A 16,680-nucleotide genomic window follows, 5' to 3' on the forward strand; every position below is an offset into this window, starting at 1 on the left:
CTGCCGTAGGGATAAGGCTGCCGGTCAACGCCTCCCGAAGGCTGGCCGGTGGCCTTTTTATTTTTAATAACATCTTTTTACCCCCTCATTTTTTTCAGGTTCTACAAGGTTATCTCATTCTGTTTACCTACTTTTGCAGACTGATATAAATATATATGTAGGATTGTATGAAAACACTGGAAAGATTAGTTGCAGAAAAATTATTAAAGATTAAAGCCGTTAAATTACAACCGGCAAATCCGTTCACTTGGGCTTCAGGCTGGAGATCACCCATTTATAATGATAACAGAAAGACGCTTTCTTATCCGGCTGTTCGTAGTTTCATCAAATTGGAACTGGCACGCGTAATCAGCGAAAAATATGAAAACGCAGATGCTATCGCAGGTGTAGCCACAGGGGCTATTGCACAGGGTGCATTAGTAGCCGATTTGCTTGGACTTCCATTTGTTTATATTCGTGCTACCCCAAAAGATCACGGACTGGAAAACCTGATCGAAGGTGAACTGAAACCGGGTTCGAAAGTTGTCATCATCGAAGACTTGGTATCGACCGGAGGAAGCAGTCTGAAAGCCGTACAAGCAGTACGTAATTTCGGTTGCGATGTGGTCGGTATGGTTGCTATCTTTACATATGGATTCCCTGTTGCTGTAGAAGCATTCAAAGATGCAAAAGTACAGTTGACAACCTTGAGCAATTACGATGCAGTCCTGGAAGAAGCCGTACGCACGGATTATATCGACGAATCCGAAATTTCAATCCTCCAAGAATGGCGTAAGGATCCCTCAAACTGGAATCCTGGTGTTTAATCATAAATGACCCGGAATGACAGAATTTGTAAGTGAGATCAAAACGATCCCCTATAACGAGGATCGTGTCTATGCAATGCTGTCCGACCTTTCCAACCTGGAACGGGTGAAGGACCGCATTCCACAAGATAAAATCAAAGACTTCGAGTTCGACAGCGACTCTTGCAGTTTCGCTGTCGATCCCGTAGGTAAAATAACTTTTCAGATCGTAGAACGCGAACCGAACAAAACGATCAAATTTACTACAACCAATTCGCCCGTGCCACTCTTCTTGTGGATTCAACTGAAACAAGTGGAAGAGGCCGACACGCGATTGAAAATGACGATACGCGCCGATCTGAACCCGTTTATCAAACCGATGGTATCAAAACCGTTGCAGGACGCTCTCGACAAAATATCAACTGTGATTGCCTCCCTGCCCTATTAATTCTCCGCATTATGGCTCAGAAACTTTGGGAAAAAAATGTACAGGTAGACAAGGAAGTCGAAACATTTACCGTAGGTAAGGACCGCGAGATGGACCTTTACCTGGCTAAATACGACGTTCTTGGCTCGATGGCTCATATAACGATGCTGGAAAGCATCGGGTTGCTCGCAAAAGAAGAACTGACGGTTCTGCTGGCGGAGCTGAAAAACATCTATGCCGTGGCCGACCGCGGTGAGTTCGTGATCGAAGAGGGCGTGGAAGACGTCCATTCGCAGGTGGAACTGATGCTGACACGCCGCCTGGGCGATATCGGCAAGAAGATACATAGCGGACGTTCGCGCAACGACCAGGTGCTGCTGGATTTGAAACTGTACACGCGTGCACAAATCCGGGAGTTGGTAGAACTGACGAACGGCTTGTTCGAGGTGCTGATCAGCCAGAGTAACCGTTACAAAGAAGTGCTGATGCCGGGGTATACGCATTTACAGATTGCGATGCCTTCATCGTTCGGCCTGTGGTTCGGGGCGTATGCCGAGAGCCTGATGGATGATTTGCAGATGATGCAGGCGGCTTATAAGGTTTGCAACCGTAACCCGCTGGGTTCGGCAGCCGGATATGGTTCGTCTTTCCCGCTGAATCGCCAGATGACAACCGACCTGCTGGGCTTCGACTCGATGGACTATAATGTTGTCTATGCACAGATGGGACGCGGCAAGATGGAACGTACGGTGGCTTTCGCTATGGCGGGCATTGCCGCAACGCTTTCAAAACTGGCCTTCGATGCTTGCATGTTCAACAGCCAGAACTTTGGATTCATCAAATTGCCGGACCAGTTTACGACAGGTTCGAGCATCATGCCGCATAAAAAGAATCCGGACGTGTTCGAACTGACGCGCGCAAAATGTAACAAGATACAGGGCCTTCCGCAGCAGATTACATTAATATGCAACAACCTGCCGTCGGGTTATTTCCGCGACTTGCAGATTATCAAAGAGGTGTTCCTGCCTGCTTTCGACGAACTGAAGGATTGTATCCGCATGGTAACGCACATGATGCGCGAAGTGAAGGTGAACGACCATATTCTGGAAGATGACAAATATGCCTTGTTGTTCAGCGTAGAAGAGGTGAACCGCCTCGTATTGGAGGGTGTGCCTTTCCGCGACGCTTACAAACAGGTCGGTCTGAATATAGAAGCGGGCAAATTCACTCCGAATAAAACGGTCAGCCATACGCACGAAGGTAGTATCGGTAATCTATGCAATGATAGTATTTCTGCTCTGATGCAAAATATTATTGACGGTTTCTCGTTTAGTAAAGTAAACGAAGCAGAAAAGGAACTGTTAGCATAAACACATGAAAAGAATATTTTTTTGTTTGGTAGTACTGTTGGCGATGTCGTGCAATAAGGTAAACGTCTCGAACATTCCTTATGCACGGGTATATCTGGAACTGGATTTGACCTACAAAGACAAGGATCTGGTAGGTGCTCTTCATTTTAAAGAAATAACATCTACCAGCGGTCAGAACTACGGTACACAACTCGGATATTCGGGAGTGCTGGTGGTTAGCGGATTCGATTCCAACGGTAACACCAAGTATTATGCCTATGACCTCTGCTGTCCTCACGAAGCAAATAAAAATACAATGGTCAAAGCTGACAATACCGGCTGGGCAGAATGCCCCAAGTGCGGAACCAAATACGAAATAGCGTATGGTACTGGAACTCCGTCAGATGGCCCGTCAGAATTTGCATTAACGAGATTCGATGTCACTCAGCAGGGGAACAAATTATTAATCCGGTATTAAAAAAATCATCCTCTAAAGAGATTTTTTTAGTCAAATGTTTGCAAATACAAAAATTTCGTCTACCTTTGCACACGCAAACGAAAACAATGCGGAAGTAGCTCAGTTGGTAGAGCATAACCTTGCCAAGGTTAGGGTCGCGGGTTCGAGTCCCGTCTTCCGCTCATCTCTAAGAGAAGGGATGCTCGAATGGTGGAATCGGTAGACACGAAGGACTTAAAATCCTTTGGCCATTGCGGCTGTGCGGGTTCAAGTCCCGCTTCGAGTACAGTTTGATTTAATTGCGGAAGTAGCTCAGTTGGTAGAGCATAACCTTGCCAAGGTTAGGGTCGCGGGTTCGAGTCCCGTCTTCCGCTCGCTTCCAAAAGGCCTCGGTATTGCTTGCAATATCGGGGCTTTTTATTTTGTAAATAGAGATAATAAAAAAAGCCCCGCTCTAAAAGCGAGGCCGTATGTCAGAACGAAGATGCTACTTGTTTTTCCAATGCTTCTTTTATAAATGCATTTATAGAAATCCCTGCTTGTTTAGCCAGCATGGCTATTTTATTATGAATTTCGGGCGAAATACGCACATTCAAAGAACCTGAATAGCTTTTATGAGGCTCAATGCCTTCCTCTTCGCAATATGCCAGATAATCATCTACAGCCTCTTGAAAAGCCTTCCGTAATTCACTCACGCTTTCTCCCTCGAAATTCACAAGTGCATTAATGCCTTCTACCTTTCCAAAGAAGACATTATCTTTCTCGCTGAAATTAACAGAGCCGATATAATCTTTATAAGTTAATGTATTCATCGTAGCCTCCTTCATTTAATAAATCCTGCTTCAATCAAATCATTTAATACCTGCTTCATGGCGTATGTCTTAATGATATTGCCCGGATGCGGCTTATGCAGCATGATCGGACGTTTATCCTTATTCTTATAAACCACCCTCGAACCAGACGTTTTGCCTTTATTCGATTTTTCATAGCCAAAACATTTTAAAAACTTTTCTAATTCATCAAATGTGAAATCTGACGGTAAAGCCTTAAAACGTTCTATAAGTTTTTCTTTAGTCCCCATTTGGTTAATCTTTTTGCAAATGTAACTATTAATTAGTTGCAAACAATATCATATTTACAATTTAACAAAAAGGGCCATAGCATTTCTACCACAGCCCTCCCTTCATAGACACACCAATATTTATAACTATCGTATAAATATCTTCTTTACCTCTCTATATGTCTTTTCTGAATAATCCATTAGACGCAAATATAAGAATTAATTCAACATTCCAATAACATTTCGGATGTAAGCGCTTAAAATTCGGCTTATAACAGTTATTTTGACGTTTTTTTCACAAACAATAAAAAAGCCCGACCTGCAATCAGACCGGGCCTTATCTTTATCAGATACGGATTATTTTCCTTGTAAGCCGGCATCCATCGCGGCAGCAGCCTTACGACCGTCGCCCATGGCCAGGATTACGGTTGCACCACCACGAACGATATCGCCTCCGGCATATACATCCGGCAAAGCGGAACGCATGGTATCCTGGTCGACTACGATTGTTCCCCATTTGCTTACTTCCAGGCCGCTGAAGGCACGCGGGATAAGCGGGTTAGGAGAAACACCAACGCTGACGATTACTTCGTCCACATCAATGGTATCGATGGCTCCTTCGATAGCCACCGGACGACGACGTCCGGAAGCATCCGGTTCGCCCAGCTCCATCTTCTGCAAACGCATCTGTTTGACACGTCCCCTTTCATCACCGATATATTCGATAGGATTATGCAGTGTCATAAATTCCACACCTTCTTCCTTGGCATGTTTTACTTCTTCCACACGAGCAGGCATTTCCTCTTCGCTACGACGGTAAACAATCATAGCACGTTCGGCTCCCAGGCGGCGGGCTGTACGTACAGAGTCCATCGCCGTGTTACCACCACCGATTACGGCCACTTTCTTGCCTTGCAATACCGGCGTATCGCTCTCCGGATTGGCGGCATCCATCAGGTTGACACGTGTCAGGTATTCGTTGGACGACATGACACCAATCAGGTTTTCGCCCGGTATATTCATAAAGTTAGGCAGACCGGCACCGCTGGCTGCAAAGAAGCCTTTGAAGCCTTCTTCATGCAGATCGTCATAACTGATAGTCTTTCCAACGATGCAGTTCGTGACGAACTTCACTCCCATCTTACGCAGGCCTTCGATTTCCACGTCTACAATCTTATTCGGCAAACGGAATTCGGGAATACCGTATTTCAATACGCCGCCAATCTCGTGCAGCGCCTCGAACACCGTCACGTCGTATCCGCGTTTTGCCATATCACCGGCAAAAGACAGTCCGGCAGGACCGGAACCGATTACGGCTACCTTGATACCGTTCTTTTCTGCTACCTCCGGTACGGAGATATTACCACTCTCCCGTTCGTAGTCGGCTGCGAAACGCTCCAGATAACCGATAGCAACAGGAGCCTTTTTCATCTTCAGGTGGATACATTTGCTTTCGCACTGCTTTTCCTGCGGACATACACGGCCGCAAACGGCAGGCAGGGCACTGGTTTCTTTCAGGACCTTAGCCGCTTCCAGAAATTCACCCCGTTCGATATTCTTGATGAATGTCGGGATATTGATACTTACCGGACAACCTTCCATACAGGTCGGATTCGGGCAGTCGAGGCAGCGTTGTGCCTCCTGCATGGCCTGTTCCTTCGTCAGTCCCAGGTTCACCTCTTCCAGACGGGTATGACTACGGTATTCGGCATCCAGTTCATTCATTTCTACACGGGGAATATCCGTGCGTTCTTTATTTTTTTTGCTTTTGCGCAGTTCTTCTCTCCAGGGTTCGGAACGGCGGGCTGCAATTAATTCTGCTGTTGTCATTTGTTTCAGTGGTTATTTCTTTTCAATATCTTTATAAGCACCCAGACGCATAAGCATCTCATCGAAATCAACCTGGTGGGCATCGAACTCCGGTCCGTCCACACAGACAAACTTGGTCTTTCCGCCTACCGTGATACGGCAAGCACCACACATGCCGGTTCCGTCTACCATGATCGTGTTCAACGAAGCGACAGTAGGTATCTCATATTTCTTTGTAAGGGCTGAAACGAATTTCATCATGATGGCCGGGCCGATGGTTACACAAAGGTCTACCTTCTCACGGTTGATGACACTTTCTACGCCGTTTGTTACCAGTCCCTGGGTACCGTATGAGCCGTCGTCGGTCATAACGATCACTTCGTCTGAGTTTGCACTCATCTGTTCTTCCAGAATCACCAGGTCTTTCGTACGGGCCGCCAGAACAACGATCACCCGGTTGCCTGCCTTATGAAAAGCCTCAACGATAGGCAGCAGCGGGGCTACACCTACACCACCTCCGGCGCAAACTACGGTACCTACCTTTTCGATATGGGTAGCCTGTCCCAGCGGACCTACCAGGTCGGTAATATAATCGCCTACGTTCAAATCGCAGATCTTCTTGGATGAACCGCCTACAGCCTGAATCACAAGTGTGATGGTTCCTTTCTGAGTATCTGCACCTGCAATGGTTAAAGGGATACGTTCACCTTTCTCTCCCACCTTCACGATCACAAAGTGACCGGCTTTGCGTGAGCGGGCAATCAGAGGAGCCTCCACTTCCAGCTTCACGACATTGGCAGAGAAATGTTCTTTACTTACAATTTTATTCATTCTAATCGCTACTGTTGATAGTTTATTTTGTTGATTTGCTTGCAAAAATATATCAAAAAAGTGAATCTATTAGTATTTTGCCAAAGAAAAAGGCTTTATTCGAACAATCCTTCGTCGCGAAGCAGCATTAAAATCGCCGAATGGGGCACGATCAGGAACTTTTCGTCGTTAAACTTAATCTCGTAGGCGGCATTCTGCAGATAAACAGCCAGATCGCCTTCGTGCGCCTGCAAAGGCAGATAATGGACGGCTTCGTCTTCCTTCTTCTCCCATACTTCATGCTCTTCCTTCTGCGAAGGTAGCGGAAAACCGGGACCTACCTTGATGATATAGCCGCTTTGTATCTTCTCCTGCTGTACGGTGGGCGGCAGGTAAAGGCCTGATTTAGTCTGACTCTGCGGATTCTTCGGCTTGATAAGCACCTTGTCGCCTATCATGATGAATTTGTCTATGTCTTTTTGGTCGATTGATAATTGCATAATTACTGAATAAATAGAATTAATAAATGAGAACAAATCTACAAAATATCTTTATATACGAGACGAATAAGTATAAAAAACGGCCATAGGCATTGCCTGACTCTTCTTTATTCTTATATTACGCCAACTTTATAACAGACTACAACATGAAAACATTACCTCTTCTATTTTTTACTTTTTTCCTGGCAACCGGTTGCTCAGGTACGAAAAAAGATTCCGCCGCACAACCGGATAACGGAGAAGAAACGGCAGAAACAGCAATACAGCCGGCCGCTCCCGTCTGGTATGAAGGAGAAAAACCTATCTTTTTTAATGTAGAAGAGAATTATCCGGAAACGAATATCCGCCTGAGCGATCTCTCCGATGCGTTGTATATACCACTGGAGACCAACGACAGTACGCTTCTAAGGCAAATCGGGACATGCGAGGGCAACGAATATTTGCTGACTAACGACTTCATCTACGCACAAGAAGAGCAAGCGGCTATTTATATATTCAAAAGAGACGGCAGCCTGGTCCGGAAAATCGACCATAAGGGCGGAGGACCGGGCGAATACAGCTATATAAGCAGCTATGCCGTCGATACCCTCCGGAAAGAGATCTTCGTTCAGGATGCCAACCTAAAGAAGGGATGCACGTATGTCTACGACCTCGAAGGGAACTTCAAACGTACCTTCCTCAACAAAGCGAAAGAGATCACGATCCTCAATGACTCGCTCCTGCTCAATTATTTCAGATACAATCCGGGAGGTCCACGCTATTCGGTCGTCCGCAAAGAGGATGGAAGCACGGTAAAAAAATTACCGATCCGCTTCCCAACCCAACTGCCTCACGATAGCCACGGGCGCCTGGCCTACGGAAGCCTGGTAAAGAGCCCTAAAGGGGCCTTTATGGCTAATTTGGGCAATGATACCATCTTTGAAATCCGGCAAGACTTGCAGGTCGTTCCGCGTATCATCGACCAAAGCAAATATCCCACCACTTTTGCCCAGGTGCATCCGACGATCGAGACCGAGCGCTACCTGATGTTCTATATCCTGCGTTGCCATTCGTATAAGCCGTATGTCGACGAGCATTACTACATCTATGACAAGAAAGACAACCAGATCTACAAGATGACCGACTATCCGGGCAATTCATACTGGACGCTGATGGACGATTATCCGCACATCACCAACTGGAGCACGACACAGAATAGCAACGTTGCCGTACGTACCCGCCAGGTCTACGCCTTACAGGAGGCCGAAGGTAAACATGGCGATGCCGAATTGAAAAAACTGATCGAAACACTCGATGACGATGCCAATCCGGTTTTACAGATCATGCTGTTCCACACGGTAGACCAGATAAAGAAGTAATCAGACAGAGTGATCGTTTAAAATACAAATAGCACGCAGATAACATAGATCGAGCAGATGAACACAGATTTATTAATTAAAATATCTGCGTCAATCTGCTCGATCTATGTTATCTGTGTTATCTGTTACGTTAAATGGAACGTCCCTTAAACACGTTAGACTGTTCGGTCGGATACAGGGTACCGGTAAATGAAATACGGTTGCTGTTGAAGTTAGGACTGACAGTGGCCGTACATTTGTTGGAACCTTTCACCATACGGAAAGTCACGTTTGCCGAAACGGCTACGCCTTGTACCATCATACTGAAAGTAATATTGCCTTTCTTATCGGTCTTCATTTCCACATTCGAAGCGTTTCCTTCTACAGTGATTCCACCGATACCGTTAGGACCTGCGTAAGCTCCGTTGAATGCCAACTGGATGGTTGCGCGGTTGCCATCCATAGAGACGAAGTTGGTACTCGGAGTGACATAAACAAAACGTCCGCGTTTAAATTCCACACGATCGGCTTCGAGCACGAAGTCCTTGTCGTTAAGAGCCTGGACGGCTTGTTCGAACAATGCCATATTTTCAGCTTCTTCGGCTGCTTTACGGGCTTCTTTCTCTGCTTTTTTGGCAGCTTTCTCGGCTGCTTTATCCTGTTGTGCCATCATTGTCCCTGAACCGGCACTAAACAGCAGGACAGCTAGCAATAATAATACTCTTTTCATACTTCTATTCTTTTTAATTGTTAATCGGATACTGAGATATTTTTGACGCGGATGATACGGATAACGCGGATTAAAACATCAATGTACATTTTTCTTAGCCAGGCCATCCGCGTCAAATATATCTCTTTTTGTATATATAGACAAATAACGTGCCGGTAAGTTCAATTTATCCCCTTACTTTTTATGTTTTTAACATGGTACCACAGGAAACCCCAGGCAGTTACGGCCGCAATGAAGTCTGAAAACGGCGAAGCGTACCACACCCCGTCCAGTCCCCACACATGCGGGAATGTCAAAAGGGCAGGTATCAGGAAAAGACACTGACGGCTCAGACTCAGGAACATCGCTTTCCAGGCAATACCGATACTCTGGAAAAACTGGCTGATGGAAATCTGCGAACCGACCACCACGAAGACGAACAAACTGATGCGCAAACCGTTTGCCGTCACCTCAATCAGTTCGGGGTCGTTGGTAAAGGCCCGGGCTATTATTTCCGGAAACAGGACACTACACAGACAACCGATCCCCATTATAACGGTCGATGTGATAATCACCAGCCACAGGGTATCCTGCACGCGCTTATGCTGACCGGCTCCGTAGTTGAAGCCGACGATCGGCTGCATCCCCTGTGCAATACCGATAATCAACATCACCAGAAGCATCCCGACGCTGGTGATGATACCGTTGGCCCCCAAAGCCAGGTCGCCGCCATATTGTTTCAATGCGTAGTTCTGGATAACGACAACCAGGCTGCCCGCCAGCTGCATGGCGAAAGGCGAAACACCGATCGTCAGGATATTCCATACCACATGGCGTTCCAGTTTGAAAGTACCTTTATGGAAACGGACAATGCTGTCTTTCTGAATAAAATGGTTCATGACGAACAGGGTACTGAGTAGCATGGAGATGATCGTTGCGATGGCCGCCCCCCGGATACCCATATCCAGCCAGAAGATAAAGATCGGGTCGAGTATCACGTTGGCTATCGCTCCGATCAGCATGGTAAACATGGCCTTCTTCGGATAGCCGGATGCACGCATGACAGCGTTGAAACCAAAGCTGAGCGAAGTCAGGATCGTTCCGGGGACCACAATATTCAGATAGTCTTTGGCATAAGGAATCGTTTGTTCGCTTCCGCCAAAGGCCAGCAGAAGGTCCTCCATCCAGATCATACAGGGGACGACCGTGATGATCGTAATAATGAATGTCAGCGTAAAGGCATTTCCCAGGACCTTTTCCGCCATCTCGTTCGCTTTCCGGCCCAGATGGATGGAGACACGGGTAGCCGCACCTGCACCCACCAGCATACCGAATGCCTGAAGGAAGAGCAGGATCGGGAAGGTCAGCGTCAGTCCGGCAATAGCCAGCGCACCGACTCCCTGACCGATAAAGACACGGTCCACAATATTATACAAAGCATTTACCATCGTCCCGATCACTGCCGGGATAGCATACTGTAACAGCAGGCGGCTCACTTTCTCGTTCTCCAGCCGTCCGATTATTTCATTTGCCATAATTCATCTACACTTATCTTGTTATACTTTCGTTCTATTCATCCTTTCCTCCCTGTACACCAAGGTGGTTACCACGCCCGCCCTTATGCTGGCAGGCTGCTCCGGCAAGGAGAGAGGTGTCGCCCCCTGCTGTTCGCATGATACCGCACCGGGATGCGGTGAAGTTCCGCGTCAGGATGCGGCTGGCTACCGCACCGGGATGCAGTTGTGTCCCGCATCGGGATGCGGCAGTGTGCGAACAGTAGGGATCGGTCCTACTCTCTTTACCGCTTCGACCAGTGCTGCCACTCCGGATAAGACCTTCACCTCCCCTCCGGGCAGGGTCAGCGACAGATGACGGGCGTCGAGGCAGTTGATATTGAGCTGTCCGTCTTTCACTGCCGAAGGACGAAAGCCGTTACGGATCATAGCATTGCCTACCCAATAGGATACAAGGAAGTCGCCCTCCACTCCTATCGGTTCGACGGGTGCCTTCGTATTCAGTTTTCCGGTTGACGGATCGAAAACAATCCCTTCTTTTCCGAAGAAAGACTCGAAGGCGCCGCTCAGGATCAGGTCTTCGGGCGTACCGCACGCCATCGGACGGCCTTTTTCCTGTAGCCAGAGGCAATCGCCCATCTGGATCGCCAGGTCGAGGTCGTGGGTGGAAAGCAGGATCGCTTTATGTTGTTCTACGGCCAGTTTATGCAGTAGCACCATGGTCTCGATCCGGCTGGTGACATCGAGGAAGGCCGTCGGTTCATCCAGCAGGATGATCGGGCATTGTTGCGCCAGGGCTTTGGCGATCATGGCCTTCTGCCGTTCACCGTCGCTCAGTTCGGATACGTAGTTTTGCGCTTTATGGGCAATGCCGGCTGCCGTCAGTGATTGTTCGATAATCTCCCTGTCGGTTTTCTTCAACTGTCCGAAGAAACCGGTGTACGGATGACGGCCCAGAGACACCAGTTCGTAAACGGTGATGCCGCCCGCATTCGTCTTTTCCGTCAGTACAACACCTACCGTCAGTGAAAAGTTGCTTTGAGAGTAGGAAGACAACGGTTTTCCCATCAGGCGAATCTCGCCGCTCAAGGGAGGCTGAAAACCGCAGAGCGTGCGCAGCAACGTTGACTTTCCGGCTCCGTTCAATCCGAGAAGGCAGGTGACTTCGCCCGGTTGCAGGCGCAGGTTCAGGTCGTCGTGGATGACCTTGCGCTTTCCGCCTTTCAGCAGGTAGCCAATACGGAGGCGGCTGGCTTCTATTACAGGTTCTTGCATATTCATCAGTCGAAGTATTGGATATTTTTACGATTCACAATCACATAAATAATGACCGGAGCGCCCAGCATGGGGGTTACGGCATTCAACGGGAGTATATTATTGGTTCCGGGCATCACCATCAGTATATTACATAACAGGGCGATACAAGAACCGGCAAGCATCGTGACGGGCACCAGCATCTTATGGTTGGACGAACCCAGCATCAGCCGGGCGATATGCGGCACGGCGAGTCCAATGAAGGAGATCGGGCCACAGAAAGCGGTCGTCGTAGCCGTCAGCAACCCGGTACAAAACAGGATGGCAATACGGGTCCGCTTGATCTTGATCCCCAGGTTGGCTGCGTACATTTCGCCCAGCAGCAGGGCGTTTAACGGCTTTATCAAAAGGATTGCCAGCAGCAGTCCGGCCAACGTGAACAAGAGGAAATAAGGCAGTTGCATCAACGATACGCCGGAGAAGTTGCCAAGGCCCCACATGACGAAGGCGTGTACCTTATCCGTCGAGGCATAGTAATTCAGGACGGAGATCAGGGAAGAGGCCAGGTAACCGATCATGATACCTATGATCAGCAGCATGACATTGCTCTTCACCTTTGCCGAAAACCAGATAATCAATCCCAAGATACAGGCGGCACCGGCAAAAGCTGCGATAATAACCGCCAGGTAGCCGCTGATGGGCAACTCCGTCACCATACTGAGCGTCCCGCCGAAATAGAGCATGATGGCCGCGACTCCCAGGTTTGCCCCGTCGCTGATACCCAGGATGGAAGGGCCTGCCAGCGGGTTACGGAACAGGGTCTGCAATAACAGGCCGCTGGTAGCCAGCGAGGCTCCGGCAAGCAAAGCCGTAACCGCCTGCGGGAAACGGGATTGCAGGATAATATTCTGCCAGGCGGGCCGGCCCACGTCTTTCCCCAGAAGGATATCGATCACGCTCTCCAGCGGGATGGAAACGGCACCGTACACCAGGCCTCCCATAAAAAGTAGGGCCAGGAGAAGCGGCAAGAGGAAGTATGGTAAAGCGATTTGTTTAAACATTTCTATTTAGTTATTATCCTATTTGAGAGTTTCACATCTTAACAAATTTGAATGTTACTTTTCTCTTGAAAGAAAAGTAACCAAAAGTTCAAGGCTGCATCTGCCTCGCTACTCAGCATCCTGCGTTCGCTGTCGTCTGTGAACTCGCTACGCTCAAACAGCACAGCCTCCGGGCGCTCACTACGGATGCCTCGCTTTACGCTCACCAGATGAGGCCTTTCATAGAACGCTTTGCGTTCTCTTAAGATTGCCGATACTACCTGTTAAATCCGAAAGTTTTTGTTTTATAAGTATCGGTATCGGCCATCCTAAGAGGAAGCACAGCTTCCTTGGAAAGGCCTAAGCGGGTGAACGTCCGCGTAGGGGAAAGACGAAGCGGTTAAAAAAATCCGTTGTCTGAGCGAAGCGAGTTTCGGATTTTTCAGCGGAGTCTTTCACCGGAGCAGTGAAGCCGGTTAAGCCTTGATCTTTTGACTACTTTTCCATCAAGGGAAAAGTAGGTTCAATTATTTCTATATTCAATACTCATTCCGTTCCTTCTCTTTAATAAATCCGTTGCGGTAGGCATACAGTAGCTTTTCCAGGTCATGGATCTGGCGTTGCAGGTCGGCGCCTTTGTCAGTATCTTTCACCATCTGGCGGTGAGAACTCAATTCGACCACAATCGTGGTGGAACGGATATCACGGCCTTCTTTGATTGCCTGGTCGGTAGACAGGAACGGTTCGTGCTGCACCAACTGGAAACCGCGGGAGTGATAAACCAGCGTATAACCGGCAATACCGGTCTCTGCATGATAAGGCTGCGAAAAACCACCGTCGATCACCAGCAGTTTGCCACCCGCCTTGATGGGATTTTCACCTTCGATGGAGCGGACTGGCACATGGCCGTTGATGATATGGCGGTGCAGGCCGGTCACACCAAACTCGTCCAGCAGCATATCACAGATCTTTTCTTCTTCACGTAGGCTGTAATAAGCACCTTTGTCTTCCTTCTGCACCGACTTGTCATCGATGAAGCAACGCTCGAAAGTAGCCATCTTGCTCTTGTCGAACAAAGGAGAATCTTTTCCTCCCCAGAGATACCAGATATAATCCAGCGCAAAATCTTTCTCCGGAGAGTCCTCCGAATCGAAATAGGCGGTACGGATCAACTGGTCTACCTTATCCAGCAAATCCTTTCCTTTATATTCCTGGCCTTCGATACGGACGCTTTTCAACGTCCCGTCCCCGTTCATCGGGACAGAGGCATGAAACAGCAGGTTGGAATTGCACACCTGGTACATGCTACCGTGACGGAACAGGCAACGCATATGTTTCTTCAATTTCTCGCTGCACTCGAACGAATGATGGATACGGTGCATCAGATCCTCTTCTTCGATAGACAAGGCATACGGGTCTTTCGGATTGATGGTAGGCCAGTTCTTGTCTTTCAGTTCGTATTCCTTGCCATCCAGGTTGATGGTTCCGCGTTTCAGGTCGATACGATGCAACAAGAGGCGGTCGTCCATCTCGAACTCCGGACGGCGGCGGATGATCTCCCCTTCCAGCTTGAACTGGATGATCGTTATCGCCTTATGCATCTGCGAGATCAGACGGATCGTCTTCTCGTCGAAATTCAAATCGCAGGCACTGCTCTTCGGCATGAACAAATCGCAAGGATCGTCGCCATACACGTCCATCGCAAAGGTAGCCAGAGGTAGCAGGTTGATGCCATAGCCATCCTCCAGGGTAGCCAGGTTGCCGAAACGGAGGCACATGCGGATCACATTGGCAATGCTCCCCAGGTTACCCGAAGCCGCCCCCATCCACAGGACATCATGGTTTCCCCACTGTATATCGAAATGATGGTAGTCGCAGAGGGTATCCATAATAATATGGGCACCCGGACCGCGGTCGTAGATATCGCCGATCACATGCAGGATGTCGATCGTCAGCCGCTGTATCAGGTTACACATGGCGATAATGAAATCGTTCGCCCGCCCGGTCGAGATGATCGTCTTGATGATCTGGTCCACATAAGCAGACTTATTAGGTTCGACCGACGACTCATGCAACAACTCCTGGATGATATAGGAGAACTCTTTCGGCAACGCCTTGCGCACCTTCGAACGGGTATATTTGGAAGATACATTGCGGCATACCCGCACCAGTTGGTTCAAGGTGATCAGATACCAGTCGTCCAGATCGGGTTCCTTCGAACTGACCAGTTCCAGCTTCTGCTCCGGATAATAGATCAGCGTACAAAGTTCTTTCTTCTCGTAATCGCGCAACGTATTACTGAATATCTCGTTCACTTTACGTTTAATCGCACCGGAAGCATTTTTCAGCACATGGTTGAATGCCTGATACTCACCGTGTATGTCGGACAGGAAATGCTCCGTCCCCTTCGGTAAATTCAGAATAGCCTCCAGATTGATAATCTCTGTACTCGCATCCGCAACGGTCGGGAAACTACGTGCCAGCAACTGCAAATAACGCAGGTCACCAAGCACATATTCGGGTGTTATATCTTTCGTCATATAGTGTTTACTGTCTTATTTCGTGCAAAGATAAACAAATACAGGGAGACAAGCTATTTCAATTTCATTATTAGGGACAGCAGGAAAACAAAAATCGATAGTTACCGGCCTTCCAACGGGTAACTATCGATTCCTTCACGGACTACTATCCGTTCTTTACTAACCAACTGCTATCGGCATTCGTCTTATTTAAAAACCTGCTTCATCGGTCTTCCGATCCAAACCTGAGGTTGTTTCAGGTTAAAGATATAAGCGATTGTCGAAGCGACATCAAACTGCATCATGCTTTCAGTAAATTCGTATCCTTTCTTTACGTTTTTACCAGAGATAATGAAAGGTGTTTCCATTTCCTGCATAGTCTTGCCGCCGTGTCCTTTGTTGATACCGCCATGGTCGGCAGTAACGATAAAGATCGTTTCATCCAGCATGCCTGCATCGGCTACAGCCTTTACAATCTCGCCGATATATCCGTCCAATTCTTTCAGCTTCGTATAATATGCCGGAGTATCATGTCCGTCGCCATGCCCCACACCATCAGGCTGCTCAAAGATGATACCGACAAAAGCCGGACGGGATTCCTTTATATAAGAGACAGCCGCATCCGTACATCCCCGCGGATTGCTTTCAGAAGGAGCGATATTCACTTCCTTATTCATCGCCTGCATTTCCGCCAGATACTTCATGCCGCCCCATTCATAAATATACCCCATCTCCGCATCCGGATTGGCATCACGGAACAATCCCCACACAGAAGGGAACAAACCGTAATGGCTGATCTCACGCGACGGAAGCTCCGGCTTCTCTGAGCCCCACTCCGTAAACCCGTGAATCTCCGGTCCTGCCCCCATAAACATGGATGCCCAGTTAACCGCACTGGAGGAAGGCAATACACTTCTCTTCTTCAACGTATAAGAGCCATCCGCCATCAACTTCTTGACAGTCGGCATCTCCGCCTTTTCCACACTATAAGCACCCCAGCCGTCGAGGCCGATCAATACCACATGTTTGGCTTTCCATTTTGCCGCACTAGCGACATTCACACACAGGAAAGCACAGACAATCAACAAAAAGAATCTACTTTGTTTCACA

The 16,680-nt window shown here is 48.1% G+C and carries 17 protein-coding genes and 3 tRNA genes; 8 read left to right on the plus strand and 12 right to left on the minus strand.

Annotated features, from left to right (window positions below):
* Positions 1-167 precede the first annotated feature (167 nt).
* The 7 genes from pyrE to NBH15_RS07935 all read left to right on the plus strand — a co-directional run bounded on the left by pyrE (position 168) and on the right by NBH15_RS07935 (position 3,392).
* Complete coding sequence (pyrE, locus tag NBH15_RS07905; RefSeq protein ID WP_007654984.1) at positions 168-806, plus strand: orotate phosphoribosyltransferase; 639 nt, start codon at positions 168-170, stop codon at positions 804-806.
* A 16-nt stretch (positions 807-822) separates the two neighbouring features.
* Complete coding sequence (locus tag NBH15_RS07910; protein ID WP_007654986.1) at positions 823-1,233, plus strand: SRPBCC family protein; 411 nt, start codon at positions 823-825, stop codon at positions 1,231-1,233.
* Positions 1,234-1,244: 11 nt separating this feature from the next.
* Positions 1,245-2,582 (plus strand): argininosuccinate lyase, encoded by a 1,338-nt coding sequence (gene argH, locus NBH15_RS07915; protein WP_250822397.1) that lies wholly within the window; start codon positions 1,245-1,247, stop codon positions 2,580-2,582.
* Positions 2,583-2,586: 4 nt separating this feature from the next.
* Positions 2,587-3,039: a Rieske (2Fe-2S) protein gene (locus tag NBH15_RS07920; RefSeq protein WP_195439518.1), complete on the plus strand. Its 453-nt coding sequence runs from the start codon at positions 2,587-2,589 to the stop codon at positions 3,037-3,039.
* A gap of 88 nt (positions 3,040-3,127) precedes the next feature.
* Positions 3,128-3,200 (plus strand) — tRNA-Gly (locus tag NBH15_RS07925).
* Positions 3,201-3,219: 19 nt separating this feature from the next.
* A tRNA-Leu gene (locus NBH15_RS07930) sits at positions 3,220-3,304 on the plus strand.
* A gap of 15 nt (positions 3,305-3,319) precedes the next feature.
* Positions 3,320-3,392, plus strand: a tRNA-Gly gene (locus NBH15_RS07935).
* A gap of 99 nt (positions 3,393-3,491) precedes the next feature.
* Here the strand turns inward: NBH15_RS07935 and NBH15_RS07940 are convergent.
* The 5 genes from NBH15_RS07940 to NBH15_RS07960 form a co-directional block, all read right to left on the minus strand.
* Positions 3,492-3,830: a type II toxin-antitoxin system HicB family antitoxin gene (locus tag NBH15_RS07940; RefSeq protein WP_007654992.1), complete on the minus strand. Its 339-nt coding sequence runs from the start codon at positions 3,828-3,830 to the stop codon at positions 3,492-3,494.
* A gap of 11 nt (positions 3,831-3,841) precedes the next feature.
* Positions 3,842-4,099, minus strand: coding sequence for a type II toxin-antitoxin system HicA family toxin (locus NBH15_RS07945; RefSeq protein WP_010801955.1), 258 nt, complete (start codon positions 4,097-4,099; stop codon positions 3,842-3,844).
* A 336-nt stretch (positions 4,100-4,435) separates the two neighbouring features.
* Positions 4,436-5,908: an NADPH-dependent glutamate synthase gene (gltA, locus tag NBH15_RS07950; RefSeq protein ID WP_186962051.1), complete on the minus strand. Its 1,473-nt coding sequence runs from the start codon at positions 5,906-5,908 to the stop codon at positions 4,436-4,438.
* Positions 5,909-5,920: 12 nt separating this feature from the next.
* Positions 5,921-6,718 carry a sulfide/dihydroorotate dehydrogenase-like FAD/NAD-binding protein gene (locus NBH15_RS07955; RefSeq protein ID WP_007654998.1) on the minus strand — a complete coding sequence of 266 codons (798 nt, stop codon included), beginning with the start codon at positions 6,716-6,718 and terminating at the stop codon, positions 5,921-5,923.
* Positions 6,719-6,813: 95 nt separating this feature from the next.
* Positions 6,814-7,197 (minus strand): co-chaperone GroES, encoded by a 384-nt coding sequence (locus tag NBH15_RS07960; RefSeq protein WP_007654999.1) that lies wholly within the window; start codon positions 7,195-7,197, stop codon positions 6,814-6,816.
* A 146-nt stretch (positions 7,198-7,343) separates the two neighbouring features.
* On the opposite strand from NBH15_RS07960, the gene NBH15_RS07965 reads away from it, so the two are divergent.
* On the plus strand, positions 7,344-8,555 hold the full coding sequence (locus tag NBH15_RS07965; RefSeq protein ID WP_250822398.1) for a DUF4934 domain-containing protein: 1,212 nt from the start codon (positions 7,344-7,346) through the stop codon (positions 8,553-8,555).
* Positions 8,556-8,685: 130 nt separating this feature from the next.
* On the opposite strand, the gene NBH15_RS07970 is transcribed toward NBH15_RS07965, so the two are convergent.
* The 7 genes from NBH15_RS07970 to NBH15_RS08000 form a co-directional block, all read right to left on the minus strand.
* Entirely contained in the window at positions 8,686-9,264 is a 579-nt protein-coding gene (locus NBH15_RS07970) for a DUF4251 domain-containing protein (protein ID WP_010801951.1), read from the minus strand.
* Between the two features lie 161 nt (positions 9,265-9,425).
* Positions 9,426-10,778, minus strand: a complete 1,353-nt coding sequence (locus tag NBH15_RS07975; RefSeq protein WP_250822399.1) for an MATE family efflux transporter — start codon at positions 10,776-10,778, stop codon at positions 9,426-9,428.
* 186 nt (positions 10,779-10,964) lie between these two features.
* Entirely contained in the window at positions 10,965-12,038 is a 1,074-nt protein-coding gene (locus tag NBH15_RS07980) for an ABC transporter ATP-binding protein (protein WP_443146937.1), read from the minus strand.
* Positions 12,038-13,072, minus strand: coding sequence for an iron chelate uptake ABC transporter family permease subunit (locus NBH15_RS07985; RefSeq protein WP_007655005.1), 1,035 nt, complete (start codon positions 13,070-13,072; stop codon positions 12,038-12,040). Before NBH15_RS07985 ends, NBH15_RS07980 begins: the two co-directional genes overlap by 1 nt.
* 38 nt (positions 13,073-13,110) lie before the next feature.
* Positions 13,111-13,278: a hypothetical protein gene (locus NBH15_RS07990; protein ID WP_250822400.1), complete on the minus strand. Its 168-nt coding sequence runs from the start codon at positions 13,276-13,278 to the stop codon at positions 13,111-13,113.
* Between the two features lie 312 nt (positions 13,279-13,590).
* Positions 13,591-15,591 (minus strand): fructose-1,6-bisphosphatase, encoded by a 2,001-nt coding sequence (locus NBH15_RS07995; protein WP_250822401.1) that lies wholly within the window; start codon positions 15,589-15,591, stop codon positions 13,591-13,593.
* 185 nt (positions 15,592-15,776) lie between these two features.
* On the minus strand, positions 15,777-16,679 hold the full coding sequence (locus tag NBH15_RS08000; RefSeq protein ID WP_186959731.1) for an alkaline phosphatase family protein: 903 nt from the start codon (positions 16,677-16,679) through the stop codon (positions 15,777-15,779).
* Position 16,680 lies beyond the last annotated feature (1 nt).

The sequence above is a fragment of the Parabacteroides caeci genome (genome assembly GCF_023656795.1).
In the GTDB taxonomy this organism is placed as follows: Bacteria; Bacteroidota; Bacteroidia; order Bacteroidales; family Tannerellaceae; genus Parabacteroides; species Parabacteroides segnis.

Coding starts and splice junctions, on each gene's coding strand:
- NBH15_RS07940 (WP_007654992.1), bottom strand. CDS start 3,830: ATGAATACATTAACTTATAAAGATTATATCGGCTCTGTTAATTTCAGC.
- NBH15_RS07955 (WP_007654998.1), bottom strand. CDS start 6,718: ATGAATAAAATTGTAAGTAAAGAACATTTCTCTGCCAATGTCGTGAAG.
- NBH15_RS07970 (WP_010801951.1), bottom strand. CDS start 9,264: ATGAAAAGAGTATTATTATTGCTAGCTGTCCTGCTGTTTAGTGCCGGT.
- argH (WP_250822397.1), top strand. CDS start 1,245: ATGGCTCAGAAACTTTGGGAAAAAAATGTACAGGTAGACAAGGAAGTC.
- NBH15_RS07985 (WP_007655005.1), bottom strand. CDS start 13,072: ATGTTTAAACAAATCGCTTTACCATACTTCCTCTTGCCGCTTCTCCTG.
- pyrE (WP_007654984.1), top strand. CDS start 168: ATGAAAACACTGGAAAGATTAGTTGCAGAAAAATTATTAAAGATTAAA.
- NBH15_RS07920 (WP_195439518.1), top strand. CDS start 2,587: ATGAAAAGAATATTTTTTTGTTTGGTAGTACTGTTGGCGATGTCGTGC.
- NBH15_RS07980 (WP_443146937.1), bottom strand. CDS start 12,038: ATGAATATGCAAGAACCTGTAATAGAAGCCAGCCGCCTCCGTATTGGC.
- NBH15_RS07910 (WP_007654986.1), top strand. CDS start 823: ATGACAGAATTTGTAAGTGAGATCAAAACGATCCCCTATAACGAGGAT.
- NBH15_RS07960 (WP_007654999.1), bottom strand. CDS start 7,197: ATGCAATTATCAATCGACCAAAAAGACATAGACAAATTCATCATGATA.
- NBH15_RS07995 (WP_250822401.1), bottom strand. CDS start 15,591: ATGACGAAAGATATAACACCCGAATATGTGCTTGGTGACCTGCGTTAT.
- gltA (WP_186962051.1), bottom strand. CDS start 5,908: ATGACAACAGCAGAATTAATTGCAGCCCGCCGTTCCGAACCCTGGAGA.
- NBH15_RS07945 (WP_010801955.1), bottom strand. CDS start 4,099: ATGGGGACTAAAGAAAAACTTATAGAACGTTTTAAGGCTTTACCGTCA.
- NBH15_RS07965 (WP_250822398.1), top strand. CDS start 7,344: ATGAAAACATTACCTCTTCTATTTTTTACTTTTTTCCTGGCAACCGGT.
- NBH15_RS07975 (WP_250822399.1), bottom strand. CDS start 10,778: ATGGCAAATGAAATAATCGGACGGCTGGAGAACGAGAAAGTGAGCCGC.